This window comes from Streptomyces hiroshimensis, assembly GCF_014650335.1.
GTDB lineage: Bacteria > Actinomycetota > Actinomycetes > Streptomycetales > Streptomycetaceae > Streptomyces > Streptomyces hiroshimensis.
Genome location: NZ_BMUT01000011.1, coordinates 258,229 through 280,115 on the forward strand (window position 1 = coordinate 258,229; position 21,887 = coordinate 280,115).

The following is a 21,887-nucleotide window of genomic DNA, read 5'->3' on the forward strand; positions in this document are numbered from 1 at the left end:
GTGTCACAGGGCCAGCATCGCCGCGATCGCCGAGCGCCAGTCCTCGCCCGGGCGCTCCACCAGCTCCTCGGCCAGGGCCTCGGCGCGGTAGCGGTGGCGGTGCAGGAGGCCGGGGGCCCGGTCCGGGGACGCGACGATCTCGCTCGGGCTCTCCAGCAGCCGGACGAGCTCGCCCGCGAACTCCCCCCAGCCGACGTGCCCGCCGACGGCGTTCACCGTGCCGTGCGGGGGCCGCTCGGCGCACGTGACCAGCGTCCGGGCCAGGGCCGCGGCGTGGATCCAGGGGACGCCGGACCACGGGTCGCCGGAGGGGGGAACGGCGCCCGCCGCGGGCAGGACCACCGGCTGCCCGGCGCGGGCCGCCTGGAAGAGCGCGCCGGTCGCCCCCCACCGCAGCTGGTCGCGCAGCCTCGGGTGCGGCCCCCAGACGATCGGGGCGCGGACCACTCCGGCCCCGCCCCGCCCGGCCGTGCCCGCGGCCTCCCACAGCATCCGCTCGCAGTCGAGCTTGGCCCGCCCGTACGCGGTGAGCGGCTCCTCCGGCGGCGTGTCCTCGGCGACGTCCGTCACGGACGGGCGCCCGTACGCGTCCACGCTGCTGACGAAGACGAACGAACCGTGCCGCCAGCCGTCCAGCAGGATGCGCATCGCCGCGACGTCCACCTCCGGCGAGGTGAAGGTGCAGGCCGCGTGGATGACCGCGTCCACGCCGCCGGAGACGGCCGCGCGCAGGCTGTCCGCGTCGGCGAGGTCGCCCTCGGCCACCTCCACCCCGTCGGCCGCCACCAGGTGCGCCGACTCGGGCCGGACGAGCGCCCGGACCGGTCGCCCCCGGGCGGCCAGCTCCCGCAGGACGAACGCCCCGACCCCGCCCGTGCCGCCCGTGACCAGGACCGTGCCCGCCCGCGCGGACGGGGTACGGGCTGCCGGGGTACGGGCCGCAGGACGGCGGCGCGCGCGGGCCCGCTCGTCCAGCAGCGCCCCCAGCGCGCGCGGGGTGCGCTGCTCCAGGACGTCGAGCCCCGTCAGCGGCACCTGCAGCTGCTCGCGCAGGCGCTCCGCGACCCGGACCGCGAGCAGGGAGTGCCCGCCCAGGAGGAAGAAGTCCCCGTCGGGCCCCGGCCGTTCGCCCAGCAGCTCGCCGAAGACCGTCATCACGGCGGGCGCCGAAGCGCCGAGGTCCGCATCCGCGGGCCCCTCCGGCAGCCCGGCGCCCGCCGCGTCCAGGAGGGAACCGGCCGTCAGCGGACGCCTCCGGCCCGCCGCCAGCGAGTCCAGCACCTCCGCGAAGCCCTCCAGCAGCCTCCGCGCCGCTCCCTCGTCGAGCCGGCCGCGGTCGAAGCGCACCAGGCAGCGGGGCCCGGCGGCGTCCGTGGGCTCCTCCACGTACAGGCCGAGGCCGAACTTGGCCCCGCCCAGCTCGATGTCGACCGGCTCGCACCGCGCCCCGGCCAGCTGCAGCACCGGGGGCGGGCCCAGGACGTCCGCGGTGACACCCACCAGCGGGTTGCCGCCGCCGTCGCGGGCCGCCGCACCCAGCCGCTCCACCATGAGGTCGAACGGCACGTGGCGGTGGCGCTGCGCTTCCAGCAGCGCGTCCCTCACCCGCGGCAGCAGCGCCCCGGCGTCCGCGGCCCCGGACAGGCCGGGCCGGATCGGGAGCGTGTTGACGCACAGGCCCACCAGATCGCGTGCCCCCGCCGTGTCACGGTGGCTGCTGGCGCACCCGATGACGAGGTCCTCCTCGCCGGTCGCCTCCAGCAGCGCCGCGAACGCCGCCGCGAGCACGACCGTGAACAGCGTCGCGCGGTGCGCGCGGCCCGCCGCCCGCAGGTCGTCGACGGTGCCGGGCGCCAGCGGTACGGACAGGGTCCGCGCCTCGCCCCGGCCGCCGGCCTGGGCCGTGCCCCGGGGGAGCGGCACCGGGCGGGCGCCCGCGAGCTGCTCCGTCCAGTAGGCCAGGCCCGCGTCGAGCGCGTCCGACCCTGCACGTTCCCGCCGGGCGAAGTCCGCGTACCGCGGCGCGGGCTGCTCCGGTTCCCCGTCGCGCCCTGCCAGCTCCGCGCCGTAGCGTTCGCCGAGCTCGCGGGCGAGCACCTCCAGGGAGCCCCCGTCGACGGCTATGTGATGGAACGTCAGTAGCAGGGTGTGGTCGTCCGGAGCGTGCCGCACGTGCAGGGCCCGCAGCACCGGGCCGGCCGCCAGGTCGAACCGGCGGGCCGCCTCCGCGTCGAGGAGCCTCTGCGCGGCGTCCCCGGCGGCGTCCACGGTCCGTACCGGAACCTGCCGCGCCGCCGTCACCTCCTGGTACGGCTCTCCGCCGTCCTGGCCGTAGCGGGTGCGCAGCACCTCGTGCCGGCGCACCAGCCCCGTCAGGGCCCGGCCGAACGCGTCCGCGTCGAACGGGCCGCGCACCCGGGTCGCGAACGGCACGTTGTAGACCGCGCCGCCCCGGCCCAGGCGCTCCATGAGCCACATCCGGTGCTGCGCGTGGGACAGCGGTGCGTGGCCGTGCCCGGCGTCGTCCGACGGTGCGGGCGCAGGGCGCTCCTGCCGCGCACGGGCGTCGGCGCTGCGGCGCCGGGCCAGCCGCAGCAGCGCCTCCTGCCGGGAGGTCTCCGAAGCGGTGCCGCTCACCGGGACGCCCCGCTCTCCTCGGTCTCCGGCTGCGTGCCGTACCTCTCCACCAGTTCCTCCTCGATGAGTTCCGCCTGCCCGGCCACGGTGGGCGCCGAGAAGAACGCGGCGAGCGTCAGTTCCACGCCCAGGTCCTCGCGCAGGTCGTCGACGACGCCGAGCGCGAGCAGCGAATGCCCGCCCAGGGCGAGGAAGTCGGCGTCCGGGGCGGCGACCTCGCACTCCAGCGCGCGGCCCCAGGCGTCGGCCACCGCCTGCTGGAGGGGCGTCAGTTCCTGTCGTACGGGCGCGGGCCCCTGCTCCCCGCCGGGCAGCGGTCGCTCGGCCAGGGCCCGGCGGTCCACCTTGCCGTTGCTCGTCAGCGGCAGGGCGCCGACCACGGACCACGCGTTGGGCAGCAGGTGCGCGGGCAGCCGACCGGCCAGGTGGTCGCGCAGGACTGTGACGGCGGGCTGCCCCTCGCCGTCGGGCACGACGAACGCCACGAGCCTGGCGTCGTCGGCGCCGGGGCGCACGACCGTGACCGCCGCGTCCGCCACGCGCGGGTGGTCGCGCAGGACGTGCTCGATCTCGCCGGGCTCGATCCGGAAGCCCCGGATCTTGACCTGGTCGTCGACGCGGCCGTGGAAGTCCAGCGTCCCGTCGGGCCGGGCCGACACGACGTCGCCCGTGCGGTAGATCCGCCCCGCCGAAGGGTGGTCCACGAAGCGCTCCGCGGTCAGGGCGGGCTGCCCGAGGTAGCCCGCGGCCAGGCGCGGCCCGCCGACCCACAGCTCGCCGCGGGTGCCCGCGGGCACCGCGTCGCCGCGCTCGTCCAGGACGTGCACCGTCGCTCCGGCCAGCGGGCGCCCGATCGGCGGCGGGGCGTCGCAGTCGGCGTCCCGTACGCGGTGGGCGGTGGCGAAGCTGGTCGTCTCGGTCGGCCCGTAGCCGTTGACCAGCTCCAGCCAGGGGTGCGCCCGCAGGACCGCGCGCGCGTGCCGTGCCGACAGGGCCTCGCCGCCCACGATCACCGAGCGCAGCACGGCGAAGACCGGCGAGCGGCGGGCGGCCAGGTGGTGGAAGAGCGCCGTGGTCAGGAACGCCACGGTGGCGCCCAGCCGCTCCACGTCCCGCACCAGGCTCTCCAGCGACTGCCGGCCCCCGGTGGAGACGGCCACGGCGGCGCCGTTGGCCAGGGCCACCCACATCTCGAACGGCGAGCCGTCGAAGGTCAGCGCCGAGTGGAAGAGGACCCGGTCCCGCCGGCCCACCGTCAGGTAGTCCGGCTCGGCCGTCAGTCCCGCCACGCCCCGGTGGGTGATCGCGACGCCCTTCGGACGGCCCGTCGAGCCCGAGGTGTACATCACGTACGCGGTCGCGCCGGGGTCGTACGCCGCAGGATCGGGCAGGTCGTCCTCGGCGTGGTCCGCGGCGCAGGTCCCGGCGAGCCCGCCCGCGGTCAGGACCAGCGCCCGGACGGCCGGTATGCCGGCCGCTTCGAGCAGGTCCTTCTCACCGACGATCAGCGGGACACCGGCGTCGGCGAGCATCGCCTCGGTGCGGGCGCGCGGGTAGGCCGCGTCCAGCGGTACGTAGTGGCCGCCCGCCCACCAGACCGCGAGCTTCGCCACGACGACGCCCACCGAGTGCGGCAGCAGCAGGCCCACCGGCGTGCCCCGCCCGACGCCGCGGGCCTGCAGGGCTCCGGCGAGCCGGCGGGCGGCCGCGGTGAGCTCCCCGTAGGTGAGGGTGAGTTCGCCGTCCGTCACGGCGAGCGCCGCCGGGTCCGCGGCGGCGTGTGCGAGCACGCGGCCCAGGACGCCGCCGGGGGCGGCGGGAGCGGGGCTGTCCGGTGCGGGAACGGTACCGGCCTTCGCCGGGGTCGCCGGTACAGGCGGTACAGGCGGTACAGGCGGTACAGGCGCCCCCTCCCGGCGGGAGTCCACCAGGGCCGCCAGCGCGCGCAGGTCGGGCTGGCGCAGCAGCTGCGGTGCCCGCAGACGGACACCGAACCGTTCCTCCAGGGCGGTCAGCAGCCGGGCCGCCGTCAGTGAGTCGCCTCCGGACTCCAGGAAGTTGTCGCCGGGGCCGGTCTCCGGACGGCCTAGGAGACCGCGGCACAGCTCGACGACGATCCGCTCCGTGTCCGTACCGGCGACCGCGTCGGCGACCGTATCGGTGGTCGCGTCGGTGGTCGCGTCGGTGGTCGCGGCCAGGAGCGCCGCCCGGTCCACTTTGCCGTTGGCGTCGAGCGGGAACGTCTCCACGTAGCGCAGCGCCGACGGCACCGCCTGCTCCGGCAGGCGGCCGCGGACCGTCTCCAGCAGCTCCGCCGCCGGCAGGGCCCCGGCGCCGGGCGCGAGCCGGACGAACGCGATCAGGCGGACGTCGCCCGCGGCGGAGGACTCGGCCGCGACGACGGCCCGCAGGACGCGCGGGTCGTCCTCGAACGCGGCCTCCGTCTCGGCCGGTTCGATCCGCGCACCGCGCACCTTGACCTGGTCGTCCAGGCGGCCGAGGAACTCCAGCACGCCGTCGGGCCGCATCCGCACCCGGTCGCCGGTGCGGTAGACGCGGTCGGTGCCGGTCACCTCCGGCGGCGGGGCGACGAAACGGCGCGCGGTCAGGGCCTCGTCCAGGTAACCGGTCGCGAGGCCCGCGCCGCCGATCCGCAGTTCGCCCGCCTCGCCGCGCGGCACGACGTGCCCGGCGGGGTCCGTGACGCACACGACGGCGCCGTCGAGGGGCGTGCCGATCGGCGGGGGCGTGCCGGGGGCGTCCCCGTCCGGCTCCAGGCCGTACGCGGTCGCCACGACCGTGGCCTCGGCCGGACCGTAGGCGTTGTCCACGCGCGCGGTGACGTCCGGGCCGGGCCTGCGGCGCAGCCGGTCGCCGCCGATGCTGAGGTGGCGCAGCGCCGGAACGGCCGGCCAGGGACGTTCGAGGACGATCTCCGCCAGGGGAGTGGGCAGGATGGCCACGGTCACGCCCGCCCGCCGCCACCAGGCGGTGAGGACGTCCGGGTCCCAGCGGACGGCGTCCGGGGGGACGGTGAGCGCCGCGCCGGAGGTCAGGGCGGCCCACAGCTCCAGGACGTGCGGGTCGAAGGAGACGCCGATCATCAGGCTGTGGCGGTCGTCCGGGCGGGCGCCGGTGCGCGCGGCGTACCAGCGCAGACGCGCGGCGAGTGCGGCGGAGGCCACGGCCACCGCCTTGGGCGTGCCGGTCGATCCCGAGGTGAGCACCGCGTAGAAGGTGCCACCGGGCACGGCGGGGCGGCCGGCGGCGTCCGGGGCGGCGGCGGGGAACGCCGCGAGGGGCTCCCCGTGCGCGTTGGCGCCCGCCGCGGGCAGCGGCAGGGCCCGCCGCTCGGCGTCGTCGTATGCCGCGGGCAGCGCATCGGGCGCGCCGATCAGGCAGGTGACGCGCAACCCGTCCGCCACGGCGGCCAGCCGCCGTTCGCCGGGGCGCGGCCCCAGCGGGAGGTAGACGGCCCCGAGCCGGGCGAGGGCCACGGCCGTCGCGACCAGGGCGACGGAGCGGTCGAGGCAGACGCCGACGAGGTCGCCGGGGCGCACGCGGTCGCGCAGGGCGTCGGCCGTCCGGTCGGCGAGCGCGTCGAGTTCGGCGTAGGTCCAGGCCAGTTCGCCGTCCTCGACGGCGGGCGCGTCCGGGACCCGGGAGACCTGGTGCGCGTACCGGGCCAGGACGTCGTCCCAGCCGTGCGCGGTGGCGGTGCCTCCGTGGGCGACGGACAGGGTGGTGTCAGGTGAAGAATTCATGATTCCTCCGTGGATGACGTCGGAAGCGAGAAGCCGGAAGGGAAAGCCGGAAGGGAGAACCGGGAGGGAAAAGGGGGCGGAGGCGGGTCAGCCCAGCCCCATGGCCCGGGCGACGATCACCTTCTGGATCTCCGAGGTCCCCTCGATGATCGTCATCATCCGGACGTACCGGTACAGGAATTCCAGCGGGTGACCCCGCACCCAGCCCGTCGCCCCGTGCACCTGCAGCGACCGGTCCACGACCCGGACCGCGGTCTCGGAGGACGTCAGCTTGGCGAGCGCCGCGTTCTCCGGGGCCTCCACGCCCTCGTCCACCAGCCGTGCGCACGCCAGCGTCAGCAGCTTGGCCGCCTCCACCTCCGCCCGGCTGCTCACGAGGTGCTCCTGGACGTGCTGGTACGCGCCGATGCGCTCCCCGAAGGCCTGCCGCTCGCGGGCGTAGGCGACCCCCAGCTCCAGCGCGTGCTCGGCGATGCCGTTGCACATCGCCGCCACCACGAGCCGGCCCCGGGAGAGGCTGTCGATGCCGTTGCCGAGCGCCGCGCCCACGCCCGCCTCGCCGCCGATGACGGCTTCGGCGGGCAGCCGCACCTCGTCCAGCACCAGCTCGTACAACTCCTCGCCGGACATGCCCTGGTAGCGCTGGCCGATGCGCAGGCGCGGCTGGTCCATGCCCATGACGAACGCCGTCGGCCCGCCGTCCTTGCCGTCGCCGTCGACGGCCCGGGCCACGACGATGACGAAGTCCGCGTGACCGGCGTTGCTGACGAACGTCTTGCGCCCCGACAGCACCCAGCCGCCGCCGTCCGCGTCCCGCCGGGCGGTCGTGGTGAGGTGGAAGGCGTCGGACCCGGCGTTGGGCTCGGTCAGCGCGAGGCAGCGCGTCGCCTCGCCGCGCACCAGCGGCTTCAGGTACTGCTCGATCTGCTGCTCGGTGCCCTGGCGCAGCAGCGGGCTCGGCCCGTCCGACCCGGCGAGCGCGTACGGGGCCAGCGGGCAGCCGCTGCGTCCGGCCGCGTGGTGCAGCTGCACCACGGCGCTGAACGGCATGCCGGAGCCGCCCAGTTCCTCGGGGTGGTCGCCCGCGTAGAAGCCCAGCTTCGCCGAGCGGCGGCGGACGTACGCGCGGAGGTCGGCCGGCGGCATGTCGCCGTCCTCGGGGAGCTCGGCCGCCAGCGGCACCAGCTCGCGGCGGACGAACGCCGTGAAGGCGTCGGCGATCTCGCGGTGCTCCGTCTCCAGGACGGAGGAGGGGGTGGTGGCGCTCATCGGTCGGTCTCCGTCAGGGCTCGGGCCTGGTCGGCGAGGACGGGGTGCTGGAAGAGGACGCGCAGCGGCGGGCGCGTGCCGAGCCGGGTCTCCAGCCAGGCGGCGAGGTGGGCGGCCAGCAGGGAGTGCCCGCCGACCTGGAAGAAGTGGGAGGACGGCGAGAACCGGTCGTGCCCCAGGACCTCCCGCCAGCCCTCGGCCACCAGCGCGACGGCCGGGTCGGTGCTCTCCTCCTGCTCCGGAGCCGCCGGGCCGGAGGCCGTTCCCGCCTCGGCGGCGAGGCGGGCCAGCGCGGCGCGGTCCGGCTTGCCGCCGGGCAGCGTCGGCATGGGGGCCGCGGGCCGGAGCCAGCGGGCCGGGACGAGCGCGGCGGGCAGCCGCTGGGACAGCGCCTTGTGCAGCAGGGCCTGGTCCGGCTCCTCGCCGCCGTCGACGAAGCCGGTCAGGCAGGGGCCGCCGGCCGCTTCCCGGTCGAGGACGACGGCGCACGAGCGCCCGCCGAGCACCTCGGAGGCCACCGCCTCGATCTCCTCCAGCTCGATGCGGTAGCCGCGCAGCTTGACCTGGTTGTCGCGGCGGCCGAGGAACCACAGCAGGCCGTCGCGGTCCCGGTAGCCGAGGTCGCCGGTCAGGTAGGCGCGTGCCCCGCCGAGCGCGGGCACGGTGACGAACCTGGCCGCGGTGGCGGTCTCGGCCTCGCCGCCGCCGAGGTAGCCCTCGGCGAGTCCGGCGCCGGAGACGGCGAGTTCGCCGACCGCCCCCGCGGGGAGCGGCTGCAGGCCCGCGTCCAGGACGTGGACCCCGATGCCCGGCAGCGCCGTGCCCAGCGGCACCTCGCCGCCCTCGCCGGCGCCCTCGGTCTCCTCGCGGCTCACCTCGTGGACCGTGGAGGTGATGGCCGCCTCGGTCACCCCGTAGGCGTTGAGGACCGTCGCGTCCGTCGCGGCGAGGACGTCCCGCAGCGCGGCGGCCGGCAGCCGCTCGCCGCCGGCGACCAGCAGCCGCGGCTCCCACATCCCGTCGCGGAGCGCCTCGCACAGCTCCTCCCGTACGGCCAGGAGGTAACTCGTCGGCAGGTTGGCGACGCTGACCCGGCGGGCGGCCAGGACGGCGATCAGCTCGGCCGCCGTGGGGACCTCCCGCTGCGGCACGACCAGGGACGCACCGGCCAGCAGGGACGGCAGCACCTCCTCCAGCGCCACGTCGAACGAGGGCTGGGCGAAGAGCAGCACCTTGTCGTCGGAGCGCAGTCCGAAGCGCGCGGCCACGGTCGCCACGTGGTGGGCGAGCGCGGCCCGGCCGACGGCCACGGCCTTGGGCAGGCCCGTGGAACCGGAGGTGTGGATGACATACGCGGCGCCGTCGACGCACGCGGCCGGCGCGGCGGCGGGGAAGGCCCCGTCGGCGTCGAGCAGCGCGACCGGCACGGGCAGGCCCTCCGCGGGCAGCGCGAGAGCACTCTCGCGGTCCGTCAGGACCAGGGCCGGGGACAGGCGCCGCAGCAGCGTCTCCAGGCGGCTCGCCGGGTCGTTGGGGGACAGCGGGCTGTAGACCGCGCCCGTGCGCAGGCAGGCGAACAGCGTCACGACGGTGTCCACGCCGCGCGGCAGCACGGCCGCCACCGGCTGCCCCGGCGTGACGCCCGCCGCCCGCAGCCGCGCGGCCAGCCCCTCGACGAGCCGGTCGAGTTCACCGTAGGTGATCTTCCGGGCGCCGCTGACGAGGGCGGGCAGACCGGGGTCGTGACGGGCGACGGGGTCGAGGACGGCGTCGGGGTCCACGGGCTCCCCGGTCTGTGCCGGAAGGTGTTCCGGCTGTGCGCCGAGCGCTGCGAGAGACGCCTCCGGAGCCTCCAGGTAGGCCCGTACGAGATCGAGGAAACGGTTCGCCAGGAGCCGGGCGGCGTCCTCGTCGAACAGGTCCCGGTCGTAGTCCCAGACCAGCGTCATGCCGGCCGGTCCCTGCCGCGGCCCGACCGTGCGCCGGTCGTCGGGCAGCAGCACCAGGTCGAGGTCGAAGCGCGTGGTGCCGGTGTTGAAGCCCTCGAACAGCGACACCTCCAGGCCCGGCACCTCGACCTCCGGCAGCGCCGCGTCGTGCGCGCTGAACATGACGCTGAAGAGCGGGTTGTCCGCGCCGGACGTGTGCAGGCCGAGCTCGCGGGTGAGCACCTGCACCGGGACGTCCTGGTACGGCAGCGACCGGATGAGGCTGTCGGTGACCTCGTCCACCGCCTCGTCCGCCCCGGCCGCCGGGTCCAGGCGCAGGCGCAGCGGGATCGTGTTCACGAACATGCCGGTGGCCGACTCGAAGCCCTCGGGGCGGTTGCCGACCGCGGTGCCGACGACGAGGTCGGCGCGGCCGCTGTGGCGGCGCAGCAGTTCGGCGAAGAGCGCGAGAAGCGTGGAGAAGGGGGTGTGGCCCTGGGTGCGGCTGTGGGCGCGCAGGCGCTCGGCGAGCTCCGCGTCCACGGGCTGGCGCAGCTGGCCGCCCGCGTGCCGGCGCCGGGCCCCGGGCCGGGCCAGGCCGGGCAGCGGCAGGTCGAACGACGCGTCGCCCAGCTCGCGCCGCCAGTACGCCAGGCCCGCCTCGCGCCGGGCCGCCCGCTCGGGGCTGTCCGCGGCCCCGACGTGGTCGGTGTAGGAGGCGGCGGGCGGCAGGACCGCCTGCTCGCCCCGCACGCGCGCCCGGTACACGGTGAACACGTCGTGCAGCAGGATCGCGAAGGAGTGCCCGTCGTGGACGAGGTGGTGCTCGACGTGGACGAGGCGGTGGTGATCCGCACCGAGCCGGACGAGAGACCAGCGCAGCAGCGGCGCCTCGTGGACGTCCAGGGGCGTCTCGGCCTCGGTGCGCAGCAGCGTCGCGAACGACGCCTCGGGGTCGGTCTCGTCGCTCATGTCGACCGTCCGCAGCCGGGGCGCGCAGCCCTCGCGCACGCGCTGGCCGGGCAGGCCGCCCGGGGAGTCGACGAGTTCGAGACGCAGACCGGGGTGCCGGTCGAGCGCCGCCGCCAGGCCCTCCCGGAGCGCGGCCTCGTCGAGGGTGCCGCGCAGGTCGATGGTGGCGGTGAAGTTGTAGGCGCGACTGCCGGGCAGCATCTGCTCGTGCAGCCAGACGATCTCCTGGGATGTGGAGAGTCCGAACATGGTCAACCTTTCCGGTTCGGTAGGTGTACGGGCCGGAGGGCCGGGTGGGCCCGTGCGGCCGGTGGAGGGTGCCCCGGGTGGCGCGTGCCGGTTGGGCGGTGCGGCGTGGGGCAGGGCGGCTTGCGGTGGGCTCAGCCCGCAGGAGCGGGATGCGCGTTGCGCGTGGCGAGCGCAGCGAGCGCGTCGGTCAGGCGGTCGAAGGCCTCTTCCGCACGGTGGTCCGGAACGGCCGACCGGTCCCAGGCCATGCGGACGAGGAGGTCGGAGCCGTAGGAGACGGAGACGGCGAAGGGAGCCTGTACGGGGCGGCCGTCGATGTGGGTCTCCCGCCCCGTGGCACCGCCGAGCCGCAGCGGTGGCCGGCGGCCGAGATCCTCGAAGGTGAGGAGGCCGTCCAGCCGGCCGGACCACGGTGTCCCGGCCCGGCGGGCCGCGTGCACCACCTCGTCGAAGGGGGTGTCGGCGCGGTCGAGGTCGTCCCACCAGGCCGAGGCGCGCTCCGCGACGTCGGTGTCGTCCGCCGGGTGCGCGACGGTGTTGAGGAAGCACCCGAGGACCGGCGCGGCACCGGGGGGCCTGCCGCCCCAGGGGTACCCCAGGACCGGTACGGAGTCCGCGCCGTGGAGCGTACGGGCCGCCCCGGCGCAGGCGTCGAGGAGGACGGGGAAGGCCGTGGACCGCGCGCCGTCCCCGGTGACGGGGATCCGGCGCAGGGCGGTGCCGGTGCGGGGGCCGGTGCCCGTGCCGCTGCCGACCGGTGCGGCGGCGCCGCGGAGGCCTGCGAGGCGCTTCGCCCAGTAGGCGAGGGACTGGGGCTGCGACGCCTTCTCCTCGGCGGCGAGTTGACGGTGCACGGCGTCCGCGTAGGCGGCCATGCCGTCGGCCGCCACGTCCACGGGCACGTCCTGCGGTCCGAGCCCCTCGCGGTACGCGTCGGAGAGGCCCGCCGTGATCAGGCCCAGGGACTGCTCGTCGCAGGCCGTGTGGTCCAGGACCACGGCGAGGATCTCCTGCGCGCCGCCGTCCGCCGAGGCGTCGTCCGCCAGGAGGAACCGCAACGGCGGGCCGTCCGCGGGCCATTCGGCCAGGGCGTGCCGCAGGGCGTCGCGGGCGGACTCGCCGGGCCGCGGCCGGACGCGGTCCACCTGCCCGGCCGGGGCGCCGGGCACCTGGAGCGGCACCCCGCGCCGCACCAGCGGGCGCGTGCGCAGCGCCGGGTGCAGGGCGGCCAGGTGCCCGGCGGCCGCGCGCAGCCGCTCGGTGTCGACGGCCCCCGCGGGGAAGGCGAAGAACAACGGGACCAGGACCGGCCGCCCGGCGGGGTCGAGCCGGCGGGCGAGGAGGAAGCGCCGCTGCGCTCCGGTGACCGGCAGCGGTGCCGGCGCGCCGCCGGGCTCGGCGGCGCCTTCGGTGAGGTTCCGGTAGCGGGCGAGGTAGGACGAGGTGATGTTGCCGGGTTGCACGATGACCTCCCGTGCGCCGAGGGGCGCGACGGCTCGTGGGACGAGAGGAGCGATGACATGCGCCGAGCTGCTGCGAGCTGCGAGCTGCGAGCTGCGGGTTGCGGTTGCGAACTGCGGTCGTGGCGAGGGCGGCCGGGGTGGCGCGGCCGGTCCGGACGGATCGGTGGCCGGGCTGGCAGGACGGCCGGGGTGGCTCTGCCGGTCGAGGCGGTGTGGAAGTCGGCTGGGGTCGGATGTCGGGACGGGCTGGTGACCGGGATGGCTCGGCCCTGGTCGGGGCGGTTCGTACGCTCGGGCCGGGCCCGTGATCGGGCGGCGCGGCCGGGCGGGGTCGTTCAGCCGGTCGGGGCGGTGTGGAGGTCGGCTCCACCTGGTGATCGGTGCGGCTCGGCCGGGCGGGATGTGCGGCGTGTGCGGGCGGTGCGGCGTGTGCGGGCGGGGCGGCTTGGCAGGCGCGCATTCGGGTCATCCGGGCCGGCACCGGCACTCGGGTCGGCGTCCGGGCTGCTCCATCGGCCGGGACGGCGGTGCGGCTCGTCCGGTCGGAGGACGGGTCCGGAGCCGGGTCCGGACCCGGCGGTCGTCCGGCCGCCGGCAGGCGGGGTGCGTACCCCGTCAGCCGGTGACCGCGGCCGCCGCAGGCAGGTCCCGCAGGCGTCGCAGCGGCGAGGCCAGGAGTGGCACCGGCACCAGCAGGATCCCGGCGGCGCACACCCATACCGCGGCGCGCGGCCCGGCCGCCTCGGCGATGCCCCCGCCGATCAGCGCGCCGAGGGGCATGGTGCCCCACACCATGAAGCGCAGCGTGGCGTTCATCCGGCCGAGCAGCTCGTCGGGGCACAGCAGTTGCCGGAAGCTGACCTGCGCGACGTTGTAGACGACGGCGCCGAAGAAGACGGCCGCGGAGGCGACGGCGAACCACACGGCGGAGGCGCCCCGGCCGGCCAGCGGCCACAGCAGGGCGAACGGGCCCGTGACGACCGTCGACAGCCAGATGACTCTGGCCTGGCCGACCGCGCGGGCGAGTGCTCCGGCGCACAGGGCACCGGCCAGACCGCCGACGGCCGAGGCCGACATCATCAGCCCCATGGCGCCGGGCGGCAGGTCCAGCACCCGCACCAGGAACACCGTCTGGACCGCCATGAGCATCGCGGTGAAGAAGTTGGCGAGCGCCGTGGCGCAGGCGATCATGCGTAGGACCGGATGCCGGAAGACGAATGCGAGACCTTCCGCGATCTGGGCGCGCAGCGCGACGCCCGGTGCGGGCGCCGGCTGCGGTTCGGCGGCCCGGATGCCGCGCAGGAAGAGGGCGGACAGCACATAGCCGATCGCGTCGGCCAGCAGGGCGAAGGGTGCCCCGAGGATCTGCACCAGGGCGCCGCCCAGCCCGGGGCCCGCGACCTGGGCGGACGAACGGGCCGTTTCCAGGGCGCCGTTGCCTCCGACCAGCCGGTCACGGGGCAGGAGGGACGGAAGGTAGCTCTGGTGCGCGATGTCGAAGAAGACCGTGGCCATGCCGGTGACGAGGGCGACCACGTAGAGGTGCGCCATCGTCAGGGCCCCGGCCCAGGCGGCGAGCGGCAGGCTCGCCATCGCCGCCGCGCGGACGACGTCGGCGCGGATGAGGACCGGCAGCCGGCGCATCCGGTCCACCCACGCTCCGGCCGGCAGGCCGACCAGCAGGAACGCCGCGGTCTCGGCGGCGGTCAGCAGGCCGGCCTCCATGGGGGAGGCGTCGAGTACGACCACGGCGACCAGGGGCAGCGCCACCACGGTCACCTGGGCGCCGATCTGGCTCACCGCGGCACCGGAAAGCAGCAAACGGAAATCCCTATTCCGTAAGAGGCCACCGCTGTGAGGCTTCATTGACAACATTTGGCAGACATTTGGGCATGACGATGCGCTCAGTCAAAAATGACGGATATTTTCGGTCATTAACGTTCTCAATATGGATAACTCCTCTTGACCGACCAGTGAACCGCAGGTGCCCGCCATCTGAACGGCACCAGGTGTGACCTGCGGAGGTCCGCTGCGACTGGGAGCAGAGGACCACTGGCCGGGGTGCGACAGGGGAATGTCCGGTAATCGGTGTCCGTGTACCGCAGAGCGCCCGCCCGGTCCGGCGGCCGGGCGGGGCGGGGGCGTGCCGCCGGACGCGCACGGCAGGCCCGCGATCCCTGGCATGATCGAGGGATGTCTGAACAGATCATCGCCGCCTGTGACGGGGCATCGAAGGGCAACCCCGGGCCCGCGGGCTGGGCCTGGGTCGTCGCCGACGCGACGGGCACCCCGGAGCGCTGGGAGGCCGGCCCCCTCGGCAAGGCGACCAACAACATCGCGGAGCTGACCGCCCTCGAACAGCTCCTGGAGGCCACGGACCCGGCCGTGCCGATGCAGGTGCGGATGGACTCGCAGTACGCGATGAACGCCGTCACGAAGTGGCTCCCCGGCTGGAAGCGCAACGGCTGGAAGACCTCCTCCGGTTCGCCGGTGGCCAACCGCGACCTCGTCGTGCGCATCGACGCCCTCCTCGCGGGCCGCGCCGTCGAATTCCGGTACGTGCCGGCCCACCAGGAGAACGGCGACCCCCTGAACGCCATCGCCGACCAGGCGGCGAGCGACGCGGCGTCCCTCCAGCAGGCGTCCGGCACCTCGCGGGGAGCCGGGGGCATGCCCGTGCCCGCGCCGCGCGAGGCCTCCACGGCCCGGCGCAGCGGCCCGCCGAAGAGCCGCAAGCCGCGCTCCTCCGGGACGGCGACGATCAAGGCGAAGTTCGCGGGCCGGTGCCCGTGCGGCTCGTCGTACGCGGTCGGCGAGAAGATCTCCAAGGGCGAGCGCGGGTGGGGCCACCCGTCGTGCGCGGCCGCCACGTAGCCGCTGCGCAAGCGCTGCTGCGTACCCGCTGCGTGACTGCCGCCCCGGTGCCCGCCGCCTCCAGGACGCCCCGTCCGGTGCAGGTGGGGTCACCGGGGCCCAGGAGGTGACCGACCGGTCCTCAGGGTCGGCTCAACCTGGCCTATGCACGACCCCTCCCCGGTGGTGGCATGGGCCGCGCGCACAGCGAGTCCGCACGGGGGAAAGAAAGGGGAATCCCATGTTCAGACCGGTGATGACCGCCGGAGCGGCCGTGGCGCTGGTGGCCGCCGCATCGTTCGCCCCCTCCTCGGCCGCCGCGGACGGGGTGCCTCCGCCGGACAGGGTCGTCATCGACGTCGTGGCGGTCAACGGCTCGGGGTGCCCGGCCGGGACGGCAGCCGTGGCGGTCGCGTCGGACAACACGGCCTTCACGGTGACGTACAGCAAGTACCTCGCCCAGGTGGGCGTCGGCGCCAAGCCGACCGACTTCCGCAAGAACTGCCAGCTCGGCCTGAACATCCACGTCCCGCAGGGCTTCACGTACGCGATCGCCAAGGCGGACTACCGGGGCTTCGCGCACCTGGAGAACGGCGCCGCCGGCCTGGAGCGGGCCAGCTACTACTTCCAGGGGATGTCCCACACCACCTCCGTCTCCCACCGCTTCGCGGGCCCGCTCAGCGACAACTGGCAGACGACGGACGTGACGGACGCGTCCGAGCTCGTCTACGCCCCCTGCGGCGCACAGCGGCTGCTCAACGTGAACACCGAACTCCGGGTGAGCGCAGGCAGCTCGGACCCGGCGAACAGCACCAGTTTCATGGAGATGGACTCCACCGACGGCAGCGTGAGCACCCTCTACCACTTCTCGTGGAAGGAGTGCCCCTGACCGGCCGCCTTCGGGCACAGGTGTACGTCCGTGAATCCTGGACCAGGGGGAGGTATCTCCATGTTGAGACCGGTGGTGATCGGCAGCGCGGCCGTCGCCCTGCTCGCCGCTTCGATCGTGCCGTCGTCGGCCACTGCAGACGGGGAGCCTCCGCCTGACAAGATCGTGATCGATGTCGTGGGTGTCAACGGATCGGGCTGTCCCGCCGGCACGGCCAGCGTGACCGTCAGTCCAGACAACACGGCGTTTACCGTGACATACAGCAACTATCAGGCGCAGGTGGGGGTCGGCGCGAAGCCGACCGACTTCCGGAAGAACTGCCAGCTCAGCCTGAACGTCCACGTCCCGCAGGGCTTCACGTACGCGGTCGCCAAGGCGGACTACCGCGGCTTCGCCCATCTGGAGAAGGGCGCGGCGGGCCTGGAGCGGGCCAACTACTACTTCCAGGGCATGTCGCAGACCACCTTCGTGAACCACCACTTCACGGGCCCGCTCCACGACAACTGGCAGACGTCCGACACCACGGACATCGACTCGGTGGTCTATGCGCCCTGCGGGGCCGTCCGTTACCTGAACATCAACACCGAACTGCGCGTGGACGCCGGCACGTCGGACACCACGCGGACCACGAGCTTCCTGGCGATGGACTCGACGGACGGCAGCATCAGCACGCTCTACCACTTCGCCTGGAAACAGTGCCCCCGCTGACCCTGACCTGACCCGTCGGCAAGCGAGGCCGGCTAGTCCTCCCGCGCCCACGGTCGCAGCTTGTGCGGGTTGCGGACCACCCAGATCCGGGTGATGCGCCCGTCGGCGACGTCGAACGAGGCCACGGTCAGGACGACGCCGGCGCGCCGGGCCACCAGGCCCGGCGCACCGTTGACCGAGCGTTCCAGAAGTTCGAGGCCCGGTGCCTTGTCGGCGATGGCGACCATGTACCGGGCGATGCGCGCGCCCCCCTCGACCGGGCGCAGGGCGGTGCCGACGATGCCGCCGCCGTCGGCGGTCATCACGGCAGCCGGGTTGAGGAGGCCGACGAGGGCTGCGATGTCCTTGGTCTCCCACGCCTCTTTGACCTGTCTGACCACATCCGCCTGGCCGGTCGCCGCCGGCACCGGGGCGCGCGCGGCGCTCACCCGCCGCCGGGCGGAGGCCGCCAGTTGCTTGCAGGCTGCAGGGGTGCGCCGGAGAACGCCGGCGATCTCGGCGAAGGGATACCGGAAGACGTCGTGCAGGACGAACGCGACCCGCTCGGCGGGCGTCATCGTCTCCAGGACGACGAGGAAGGCCATGGTCACCGACTCGTCCAGAACGATCTGATCGGCGGGGTCCGCACGGCCGGCGGGCTCGGCGCCGCCCGCACGGTCCCACTCGGTGCGGTCGGGCAGCGGCTCGGGCAGCCACGCGCCGGCATAGCGTTCACGGCGGGCCCGCGCCGAGCCGAGCACATCCAGGCAGATGCGGCCGGTCACCGTCGTCAGCCAGGCGCCGGGGGAGAGGATCTCCTCCTGCCGGCTTCGCGGCAGTCCGTACCAGCGCGCGTAGGCGTCCTGTACGGCGTCCTCGGCCTCGGTCACCGAACCGAGCAGCCGGTAGGCGACATTGATCAGCCGGCGTCGCTCGCCGGCTATCCCCTCCGCACCGGTCCCGGCACTCCCCATGCTTCCGGTCGCCCCCTCGCCTTACCTTTCGCAGGCCCGCGTCGTCGGACTGGTGAGACCTTATCGACCCCTGCCCGAGGGCGGAAAAGAGGACTGTGACATGGCCACCGAGGTGACGACCGAGGCGACGGCGACGGAGAACGCACGGCGCGGCTCCGCGTTCCTGCAGACCGCGATCGTCCTGCAGACCCTGACCATCTTCCTTCAGGCGGTCTCCGCCGGACTGCTGCTGACCTCGTCCTATGGGGAGACGCTGCACAGTGTCGGAGCCCGGGTGATGTACGGGGCGTCGATGCTGTACGCGCTCGCTGCGGTCCTGGCGTGGAAGCCGGGCGGCGGCTCGCCCCGGCCCGTCCGGCACGCGTCGGGATTCCTCGTACTCGCCTCGGTCCAGGTCGTGCTCGGCATCGCGCACGTCCCGTCGGTCCATCTCCCCCTGGGCGTCCTGATGTTCGGCCTGAGCGTGCTGGCCCTGGCCCGGCGCTAAGGTCCGGTGCGGTGGCGCGGAGTGCAGGTGAGGACGAGGGCGACGGCCAGGACGCAGGCGGACGTCACCAGGAGTACGGCGGGAGGGCGTACGGCCTCGTGGAGCATCCAGGCGCCCAGCAGCCCGCCGGCGAACATCGCCCCGACCGACGCCGTACGGCGGATCTCGGCCGCGGTGCCGGAAGGGATCCTGGAGTCGAGACCGAAGCGGGAGGTGCCGATGAGGGCGGTCATGGTCCGGGTGATGACGGTGGTCGGCATGTCCGGCACGCTCGCCCGCAAGGTCGTGACGTTGCGCATGCCCATGGCCAGGGCGACCAGGGCCGTCACCAGGTATTGACGGAACGTCAGGGGATGGCCGTACCGCTCGATGCTCCATCCGGCCAGTCCGGCGACGGCCAGCAGTACGGACTCGGCGACCAGCGCCTCCACGAACCAGCGGCGCCCGCGGACGTCCGCGCCGGAGCTCAGCCGCGCCCCCAGGGCCGCGCCGACGGCGAACCCCAGGAGCGACGCCGCCGACGCCGCGGCGGAGAACTCGCCGGAGCCGACGACCGCGAAGCCGAGGAAGAGCGTGTTGCCCGTCTGGACGGCGGTGAAGACGGGGCCGAGTGCGAGGAAGCTGACCGCCTCGACCATCCCCGTCGTCACGGTCAGCGCCACCATGGCCGCCGGGAGGGTGGCACCGGGCTGCAGCTTCACGGGTACCACTGTCGGCGGGCCCGCCGGGCTCCGGCGGCGATTGCGCTGTCCGTGGGCCGTTCAGGCTCCGCGCCCCGGCCTCACCTCCGGCCTCACCCCCGGGCCCCCGGCCCCTCGATCAGCGTGGTCAGGCCGTCCAGCATCGAGGTGAGCCCGAGCTCGAAGACCTCGTCGAGGCGCAGGTCGTAGCCGCCGCTTTCGCCGCCGCCTTCGCCTTCGCCGCTGTCGGCGAACGCCCCGATGACCTTGGCGAAGACGGGGTACCGGCCGGAGGCGGTGAGGGCGTCGAAGGCCTCGGCCTGGGAGTCCATCCACTCCTCCCCGGACAGCCCGGAGTCGCTCGCGGCCTGGGCCTCCCGCTCCAGGTGGACGGCGGTGCCCTGGACGTAGCTGTACAGCAGCACGTTCACGTCGAGCATCGTCGTCGCGGACAGGCCGTGCCCGTCGAGCGCGCCGAGCATCCACTCGGAGTAGCCGATGAGGCGGGGCACGGCGAGCGGGCGGGTGAGGGGGCCGATGTGCGCGAGCCAGGGGTGCCGGCGGTGCACCGCCCACAGCGCGCGGGCCCCGAGCTCCAGGCGCTGCCGCCAGCCGGCGGGGGCGTCCTCGGGGTAGGAGAGCTCCGCGAGCACGGCGTCGGCCATGAGGAGCACCAGGTCGTCCTTGCTGTTCACGTAGCGGTAGGGCGACATGGCGGCGACCCCCAGACGGCCGGCGACGCCGCGCATGGAGAGCGAGGCCAGGCCTTCGGCGTCGGCGATGCCGACGGCCGCCCGGACGATGCGCTCGCGGGTCAGCTCGTGCTCGCCGCCGGGCGGGGCTGCGGCGGCGTTCTTCGGGGCGGCGTTCTTCGGTGCGGGCGCGGCGGCGGCCGCCTGCGGAGCCCGCTCCGGCCGGGGTGTCCGGGGCGGCCGCTCCGCACCCGGCCGCTCCGGGCCTGCGACCACGGTGCCCACGCGCGGCCGGGCCCGTACGAGCCCCTCCTGGCGCAGGGTGGTCAGCACCTTCGTGGCGGTGGCGAGGGCGACGTCCCAGTCCTGGGCGATCCGCCGGGTGGACGGGACGCGGTCGCCGGGGGCGAGCTCGCCGTCCGCGATGCGCCGCCGCAGTTCGGCGGCGATGCGCAGGTAGGGGGGAACCGATGTGCCGGCCAAGGACGGCCTCCTTCTCGCTGTACTAGTACAGAGACTAGCAGGGGAGTGGGGTGCGAACAGCCTCTGTACTAGTGCAGGGCTCAAAACAACGCTTGTCGGAGCTGCGTGTACGGCGTACATTCAGATGCGTACAGCGTATGCAGCGTATGCAGCGCAGGAACGCAGAGAAGCAGAGAAAGGTGCTCGCCATGAAGACCGTCCTCGTCTCCGGAGCCAGCGTCGCCGGGCTCACCCTCGCCTACTGGCTCCGCCGCAACGGCCTCGCCGCGACCGTCGTCGAGCGGGCCCCCGCCGTGCGCCCCGGCGGCCAGGCCATCGACGTCCGCGGCGTCGCCCTCGACGTCCTCGACCGGACCGGGATCCTGGACGAGGCGCGCGGCGTCCGCACCCGGCTGCGCGGCATGGCCGTGCTCGACGGCCGGGGCGAGGAGGTGTGGCGCTCGGAGGAGATGACCCTCAGCGGCGGCCGGCTGGACAGCGAGGACATCGAGCTGCTGCGCGAGGACCTCACTGCGCTGCTGCACCGGCAGGCCCTCGGCGCAGGCGTGGAATTCCTCTTCGGGGACTCCGTCACCGCCCTCCACGACGGGCCGGACGGTGTGCGGGTCGTCTTCGAGCAGGGCCCGGAGCGGACCTTCGACTTCGTCGTGGGCGCCGACGGCCTGCACTCGAAGGTGCGGCAGCTGGCCTTCGGCCCGGAGGAGCGGTTCCTCCGCCGCCTCGGCGCGTACATCACGGTCTTCAGCGCCCCCAACTTCCTCGGCCTCGACAACTGGGAGATATGGCTCAACGAGGAGTCGGCGGAGGGCGGCGCGACCTACTGCGTCTACCCGGTGCGGGACAACACCGAGATCAGGGCCACGCTCGGCTTCAAGTCGGGCCCCGTCGCGTACGACTACCGCGACACCGGGCAGCAGAAGGCGCTCATGTCCGAGCGGCTGGCGCACGTGGGCTGGGAGACGCCGCGGCTCCTGCAGGCCATGCGCGAGGCCCCGGACTTCTACTTCGACGAGATGGCCCAGATCCACATGGACCGCTGGACCACCGGCCGGGTGGCCCTGGCCGGCGACGCCGGCTACTGCGCGTCGCCGCTCTCCGGCCAGGGCACGAGCCTGGCGCTCGTGGGCGCCTACGTCCTGGCCGCCGAACTCGGCCGGCAGGCGGACGGAGACCACGCCGCCGCCTTCGCCCGCTACGAGTCCCGCATGCGGCCGTTCGTCGGCCTCAACCAGGCGCTCGCGCAGGAGAACGCGAGCGGGAACATGTCGGAGGAGTCGATGGAGAAGGCGAAGAACGGCATCGCGCTCGACGGTTGAGCCGTCACGGCGGCCGAACTGTCCCGCAAGAGGCAGACGCCCTCGCCGGACCCCGGAACGGGGCCCGGCGCCCCGCGCGGCATGATGGGCCCATGGGAACCCGACCTGTGCTCGTCTACGACGGCGACTGCGGCTTCTGCACCACCTCGGTCCGGTGCGCCGAGACGTACGTACGGCCGCGCTGCGACGTCGTCGCATGGCAGTTCGCGGACCTGGACGCGCTGGGCGTCACGCAGGAGAGGGCCGAGCACGAGCTGCTGTGGATCGCTCCCGGCGGCACGGTCTACGGTGGCGCCCAGGCCGTCGCCAAGCTCCTGCTGAGCGCGCGGGGCGGATGGGCCGTCGCCGGGGCGGTGCTCACGCTGCCGCCCGTGCGCTGGGCCGCGCACGGTCTGTACCGGCTGATCGCGGACAACCGGCACCGGCTGCCCGGCGGCACGGCGGCCTGCGCGCTGCCCGCCGGCCGCCGCCCCGGAGCGGGGAAGGCGGCGGGGCCGGGTCACTCGAACGCAGGCCACTCGAACACGGGCCGCTGATCTGCGAG

15 protein-coding genes are annotated in these 21,887 nt (G+C 74.9%); 6 read left to right on the forward strand and 9 right to left on the reverse strand.

Features of this window, described 5'->3' with window-relative positions:
• Positions 1-3 precede the first annotated feature (3 nt).
• The 6 genes from IE241_RS24770 to IE241_RS24800 all read right to left on the reverse strand — a co-directional run bounded on the left by IE241_RS24770 (position 4) and on the right by IE241_RS24800 (position 14,082).
• On the reverse strand, positions 4-2,637 hold the full coding sequence (locus IE241_RS24770; RefSeq protein ID WP_190024034.1) for a condensation domain-containing protein: 2,634 nt from the start codon (positions 2,635-2,637) through the stop codon (positions 4-6).
• Positions 2,634-6,401, reverse strand: coding sequence for an amino acid adenylation domain-containing protein (locus IE241_RS34315; RefSeq protein ID WP_229899752.1), 3,768 nt, complete (start codon positions 6,399-6,401; stop codon positions 2,634-2,636). Before IE241_RS34315 ends, IE241_RS24770 begins: the two co-directional genes overlap by 4 nt.
• Positions 6,402-6,488: 87 nt before the next feature.
• Positions 6,489-7,670: an acyl-CoA dehydrogenase family protein gene (locus IE241_RS24785; protein WP_190024035.1), complete on the reverse strand. Its 1,182-nt coding sequence runs from the start codon at positions 7,668-7,670 to the stop codon at positions 6,489-6,491.
• A complete protein-coding gene (locus tag IE241_RS24790) occupies positions 7,667-10,819 on the reverse strand; it encodes a non-ribosomal peptide synthetase (protein WP_190024036.1) in 3,153 nt (1,050 codons plus the stop codon). Before IE241_RS24790 ends, IE241_RS24785 begins: the two co-directional genes overlap by 4 nt.
• A 131-nt stretch (positions 10,820-10,950) precedes the next feature.
• A complete protein-coding gene (locus IE241_RS24795; RefSeq protein ID WP_190024037.1) occupies positions 10,951-12,282 on the reverse strand; it encodes a condensation domain-containing protein in 1,332 nt (443 codons plus the stop codon).
• A gap of 615 nt (positions 12,283-12,897) precedes the next feature.
• On the reverse strand, positions 12,898-14,082 hold the full coding sequence (locus tag IE241_RS24800) for an MFS transporter (protein ID WP_373300753.1): 1,185 nt from the start codon (positions 14,080-14,082) through the stop codon (positions 12,898-12,900).
• A 393-nt stretch (positions 14,083-14,475) separates the two neighbouring features.
• On the opposite strand from IE241_RS24800, the gene IE241_RS24805 reads away from it, so the two are divergent.
• The 3 genes from IE241_RS24805 (at position 14,476) to IE241_RS24815 (ending at position 16,732) form a co-directional block, all read left to right on the forward strand.
• Positions 14,476-15,156, forward strand: coding sequence for a ribonuclease H family protein (locus IE241_RS24805; protein WP_190024039.1), 681 nt, complete (start codon positions 14,476-14,478; stop codon positions 15,154-15,156).
• Positions 15,157-15,376: 220 nt separating this feature from the next.
• Positions 15,377-16,024, forward strand: a complete 648-nt coding sequence (locus IE241_RS24810; protein WP_190024040.1) for a DUF4360 domain-containing protein — start codon at positions 15,377-15,379, stop codon at positions 16,022-16,024.
• A gap of 60 nt (positions 16,025-16,084) precedes the next feature.
• Complete coding sequence (locus IE241_RS24815) at positions 16,085-16,732, forward strand: DUF4360 domain-containing protein (protein WP_190024041.1); 648 nt, start codon at positions 16,085-16,087, stop codon at positions 16,730-16,732.
• A 32-nt stretch (positions 16,733-16,764) separates the two neighbouring features.
• Here the strand turns inward: IE241_RS24815 and sigJ are convergent, their stop codons facing one another.
• The gene (sigJ, locus tag IE241_RS24820; protein WP_190024042.1) at positions 16,765-17,685 is read right to left on the reverse strand and encodes an RNA polymerase sigma factor SigJ; all 921 of its coding nucleotides are present in this window, start codon (positions 17,683-17,685) and stop codon (positions 16,765-16,767) included.
• A gap of 100 nt (positions 17,686-17,785) precedes the next feature.
• On the opposite strand from sigJ, the gene IE241_RS24825 reads away from it, so the two are divergent.
• Entirely contained in the window at positions 17,786-18,172 is a 387-nt protein-coding gene (locus tag IE241_RS24825) for a hypothetical protein (protein WP_190024043.1), read from the forward strand.
• On the opposite strand, the gene IE241_RS24830 is transcribed toward IE241_RS24825, so the two are convergent.
• Both IE241_RS24830 and IE241_RS24835 read right to left on the reverse strand, forming a co-directional pair.
• Positions 18,169-18,873 (reverse strand): YoaK family protein, encoded by a 705-nt coding sequence (locus IE241_RS24830; RefSeq protein WP_229899757.1) that lies wholly within the window; start codon positions 18,871-18,873, stop codon positions 18,169-18,171. The two genes, IE241_RS24825 and IE241_RS24830, sit on opposite strands and share 4 nt — an antisense overlap.
• A 92-nt stretch (positions 18,874-18,965) precedes the next feature.
• Positions 18,966-20,027 carry a TetR/AcrR family transcriptional regulator C-terminal domain-containing protein gene (locus IE241_RS24835; RefSeq protein WP_229899759.1) on the reverse strand — a complete coding sequence of 354 codons (1,062 nt, stop codon included), beginning with the start codon at positions 20,025-20,027 and terminating at the stop codon, positions 18,966-18,968.
• Between the two features lie 188 nt (positions 20,028-20,215).
• Here IE241_RS24835 and IE241_RS24840 point away from each other — a divergent pair, with 188 nt between their 5' ends.
• Positions 20,216-21,343 (forward strand): FAD-dependent monooxygenase, encoded by a 1,128-nt coding sequence (locus IE241_RS24840; protein WP_190024045.1) that lies wholly within the window; start codon positions 20,216-20,218, stop codon positions 21,341-21,343.
• A 92-nt stretch (positions 21,344-21,435) separates the two neighbouring features.
• Positions 21,436-21,879, forward strand: a complete 444-nt coding sequence (locus tag IE241_RS24845; protein WP_190024046.1) for a thiol-disulfide oxidoreductase DCC family protein — start codon at positions 21,436-21,438, stop codon at positions 21,877-21,879.
• Positions 21,880-21,887 lie beyond the last annotated feature (8 nt).

Excerpts from the sequence above, each read along its gene's own strand:
- IE241_RS34315 (WP_229899752.1), bottom strand. The coding sequence starts at position 6,401 with ATGAATTCTTCACCTGACACCACCCTGTCCGTCGCCCACGGAGGCACC.
- IE241_RS24785 (WP_190024035.1), bottom strand. The coding sequence starts at position 7,670 with ATGAGCGCCACCACCCCCTCCTCCGTCCTGGAGACGGAGCACCGCGAG.
- IE241_RS24790 (WP_190024036.1), bottom strand. The coding sequence starts at position 10,819 with ATGTTCGGACTCTCCACATCCCAGGAGATCGTCTGGCTGCACGAGCAG.
- IE241_RS24805 (WP_190024039.1), top strand. The coding sequence starts at position 14,476 with ATGTCTGAACAGATCATCGCCGCCTGTGACGGGGCATCGAAGGGCAAC.
- IE241_RS24810 (WP_190024040.1), top strand. The coding sequence starts at position 15,377 with ATGTTCAGACCGGTGATGACCGCCGGAGCGGCCGTGGCGCTGGTGGCC.
- IE241_RS24815 (WP_190024041.1), top strand. The coding sequence starts at position 16,085 with ATGTTGAGACCGGTGGTGATCGGCAGCGCGGCCGTCGCCCTGCTCGCC.
- sigJ (WP_190024042.1), bottom strand. The coding sequence starts at position 17,685 with ATGGGGAGTGCCGGGACCGGTGCGGAGGGGATAGCCGGCGAGCGACGC.
- IE241_RS24825 (WP_190024043.1), top strand. The coding sequence starts at position 17,786 with ATGGCCACCGAGGTGACGACCGAGGCGACGGCGACGGAGAACGCACGG.
- IE241_RS24840 (WP_190024045.1), top strand. The coding sequence starts at position 20,216 with ATGAAGACCGTCCTCGTCTCCGGAGCCAGCGTCGCCGGGCTCACCCTC.
- IE241_RS24845 (WP_190024046.1), top strand. The coding sequence starts at position 21,436 with ATGGGAACCCGACCTGTGCTCGTCTACGACGGCGACTGCGGCTTCTGC.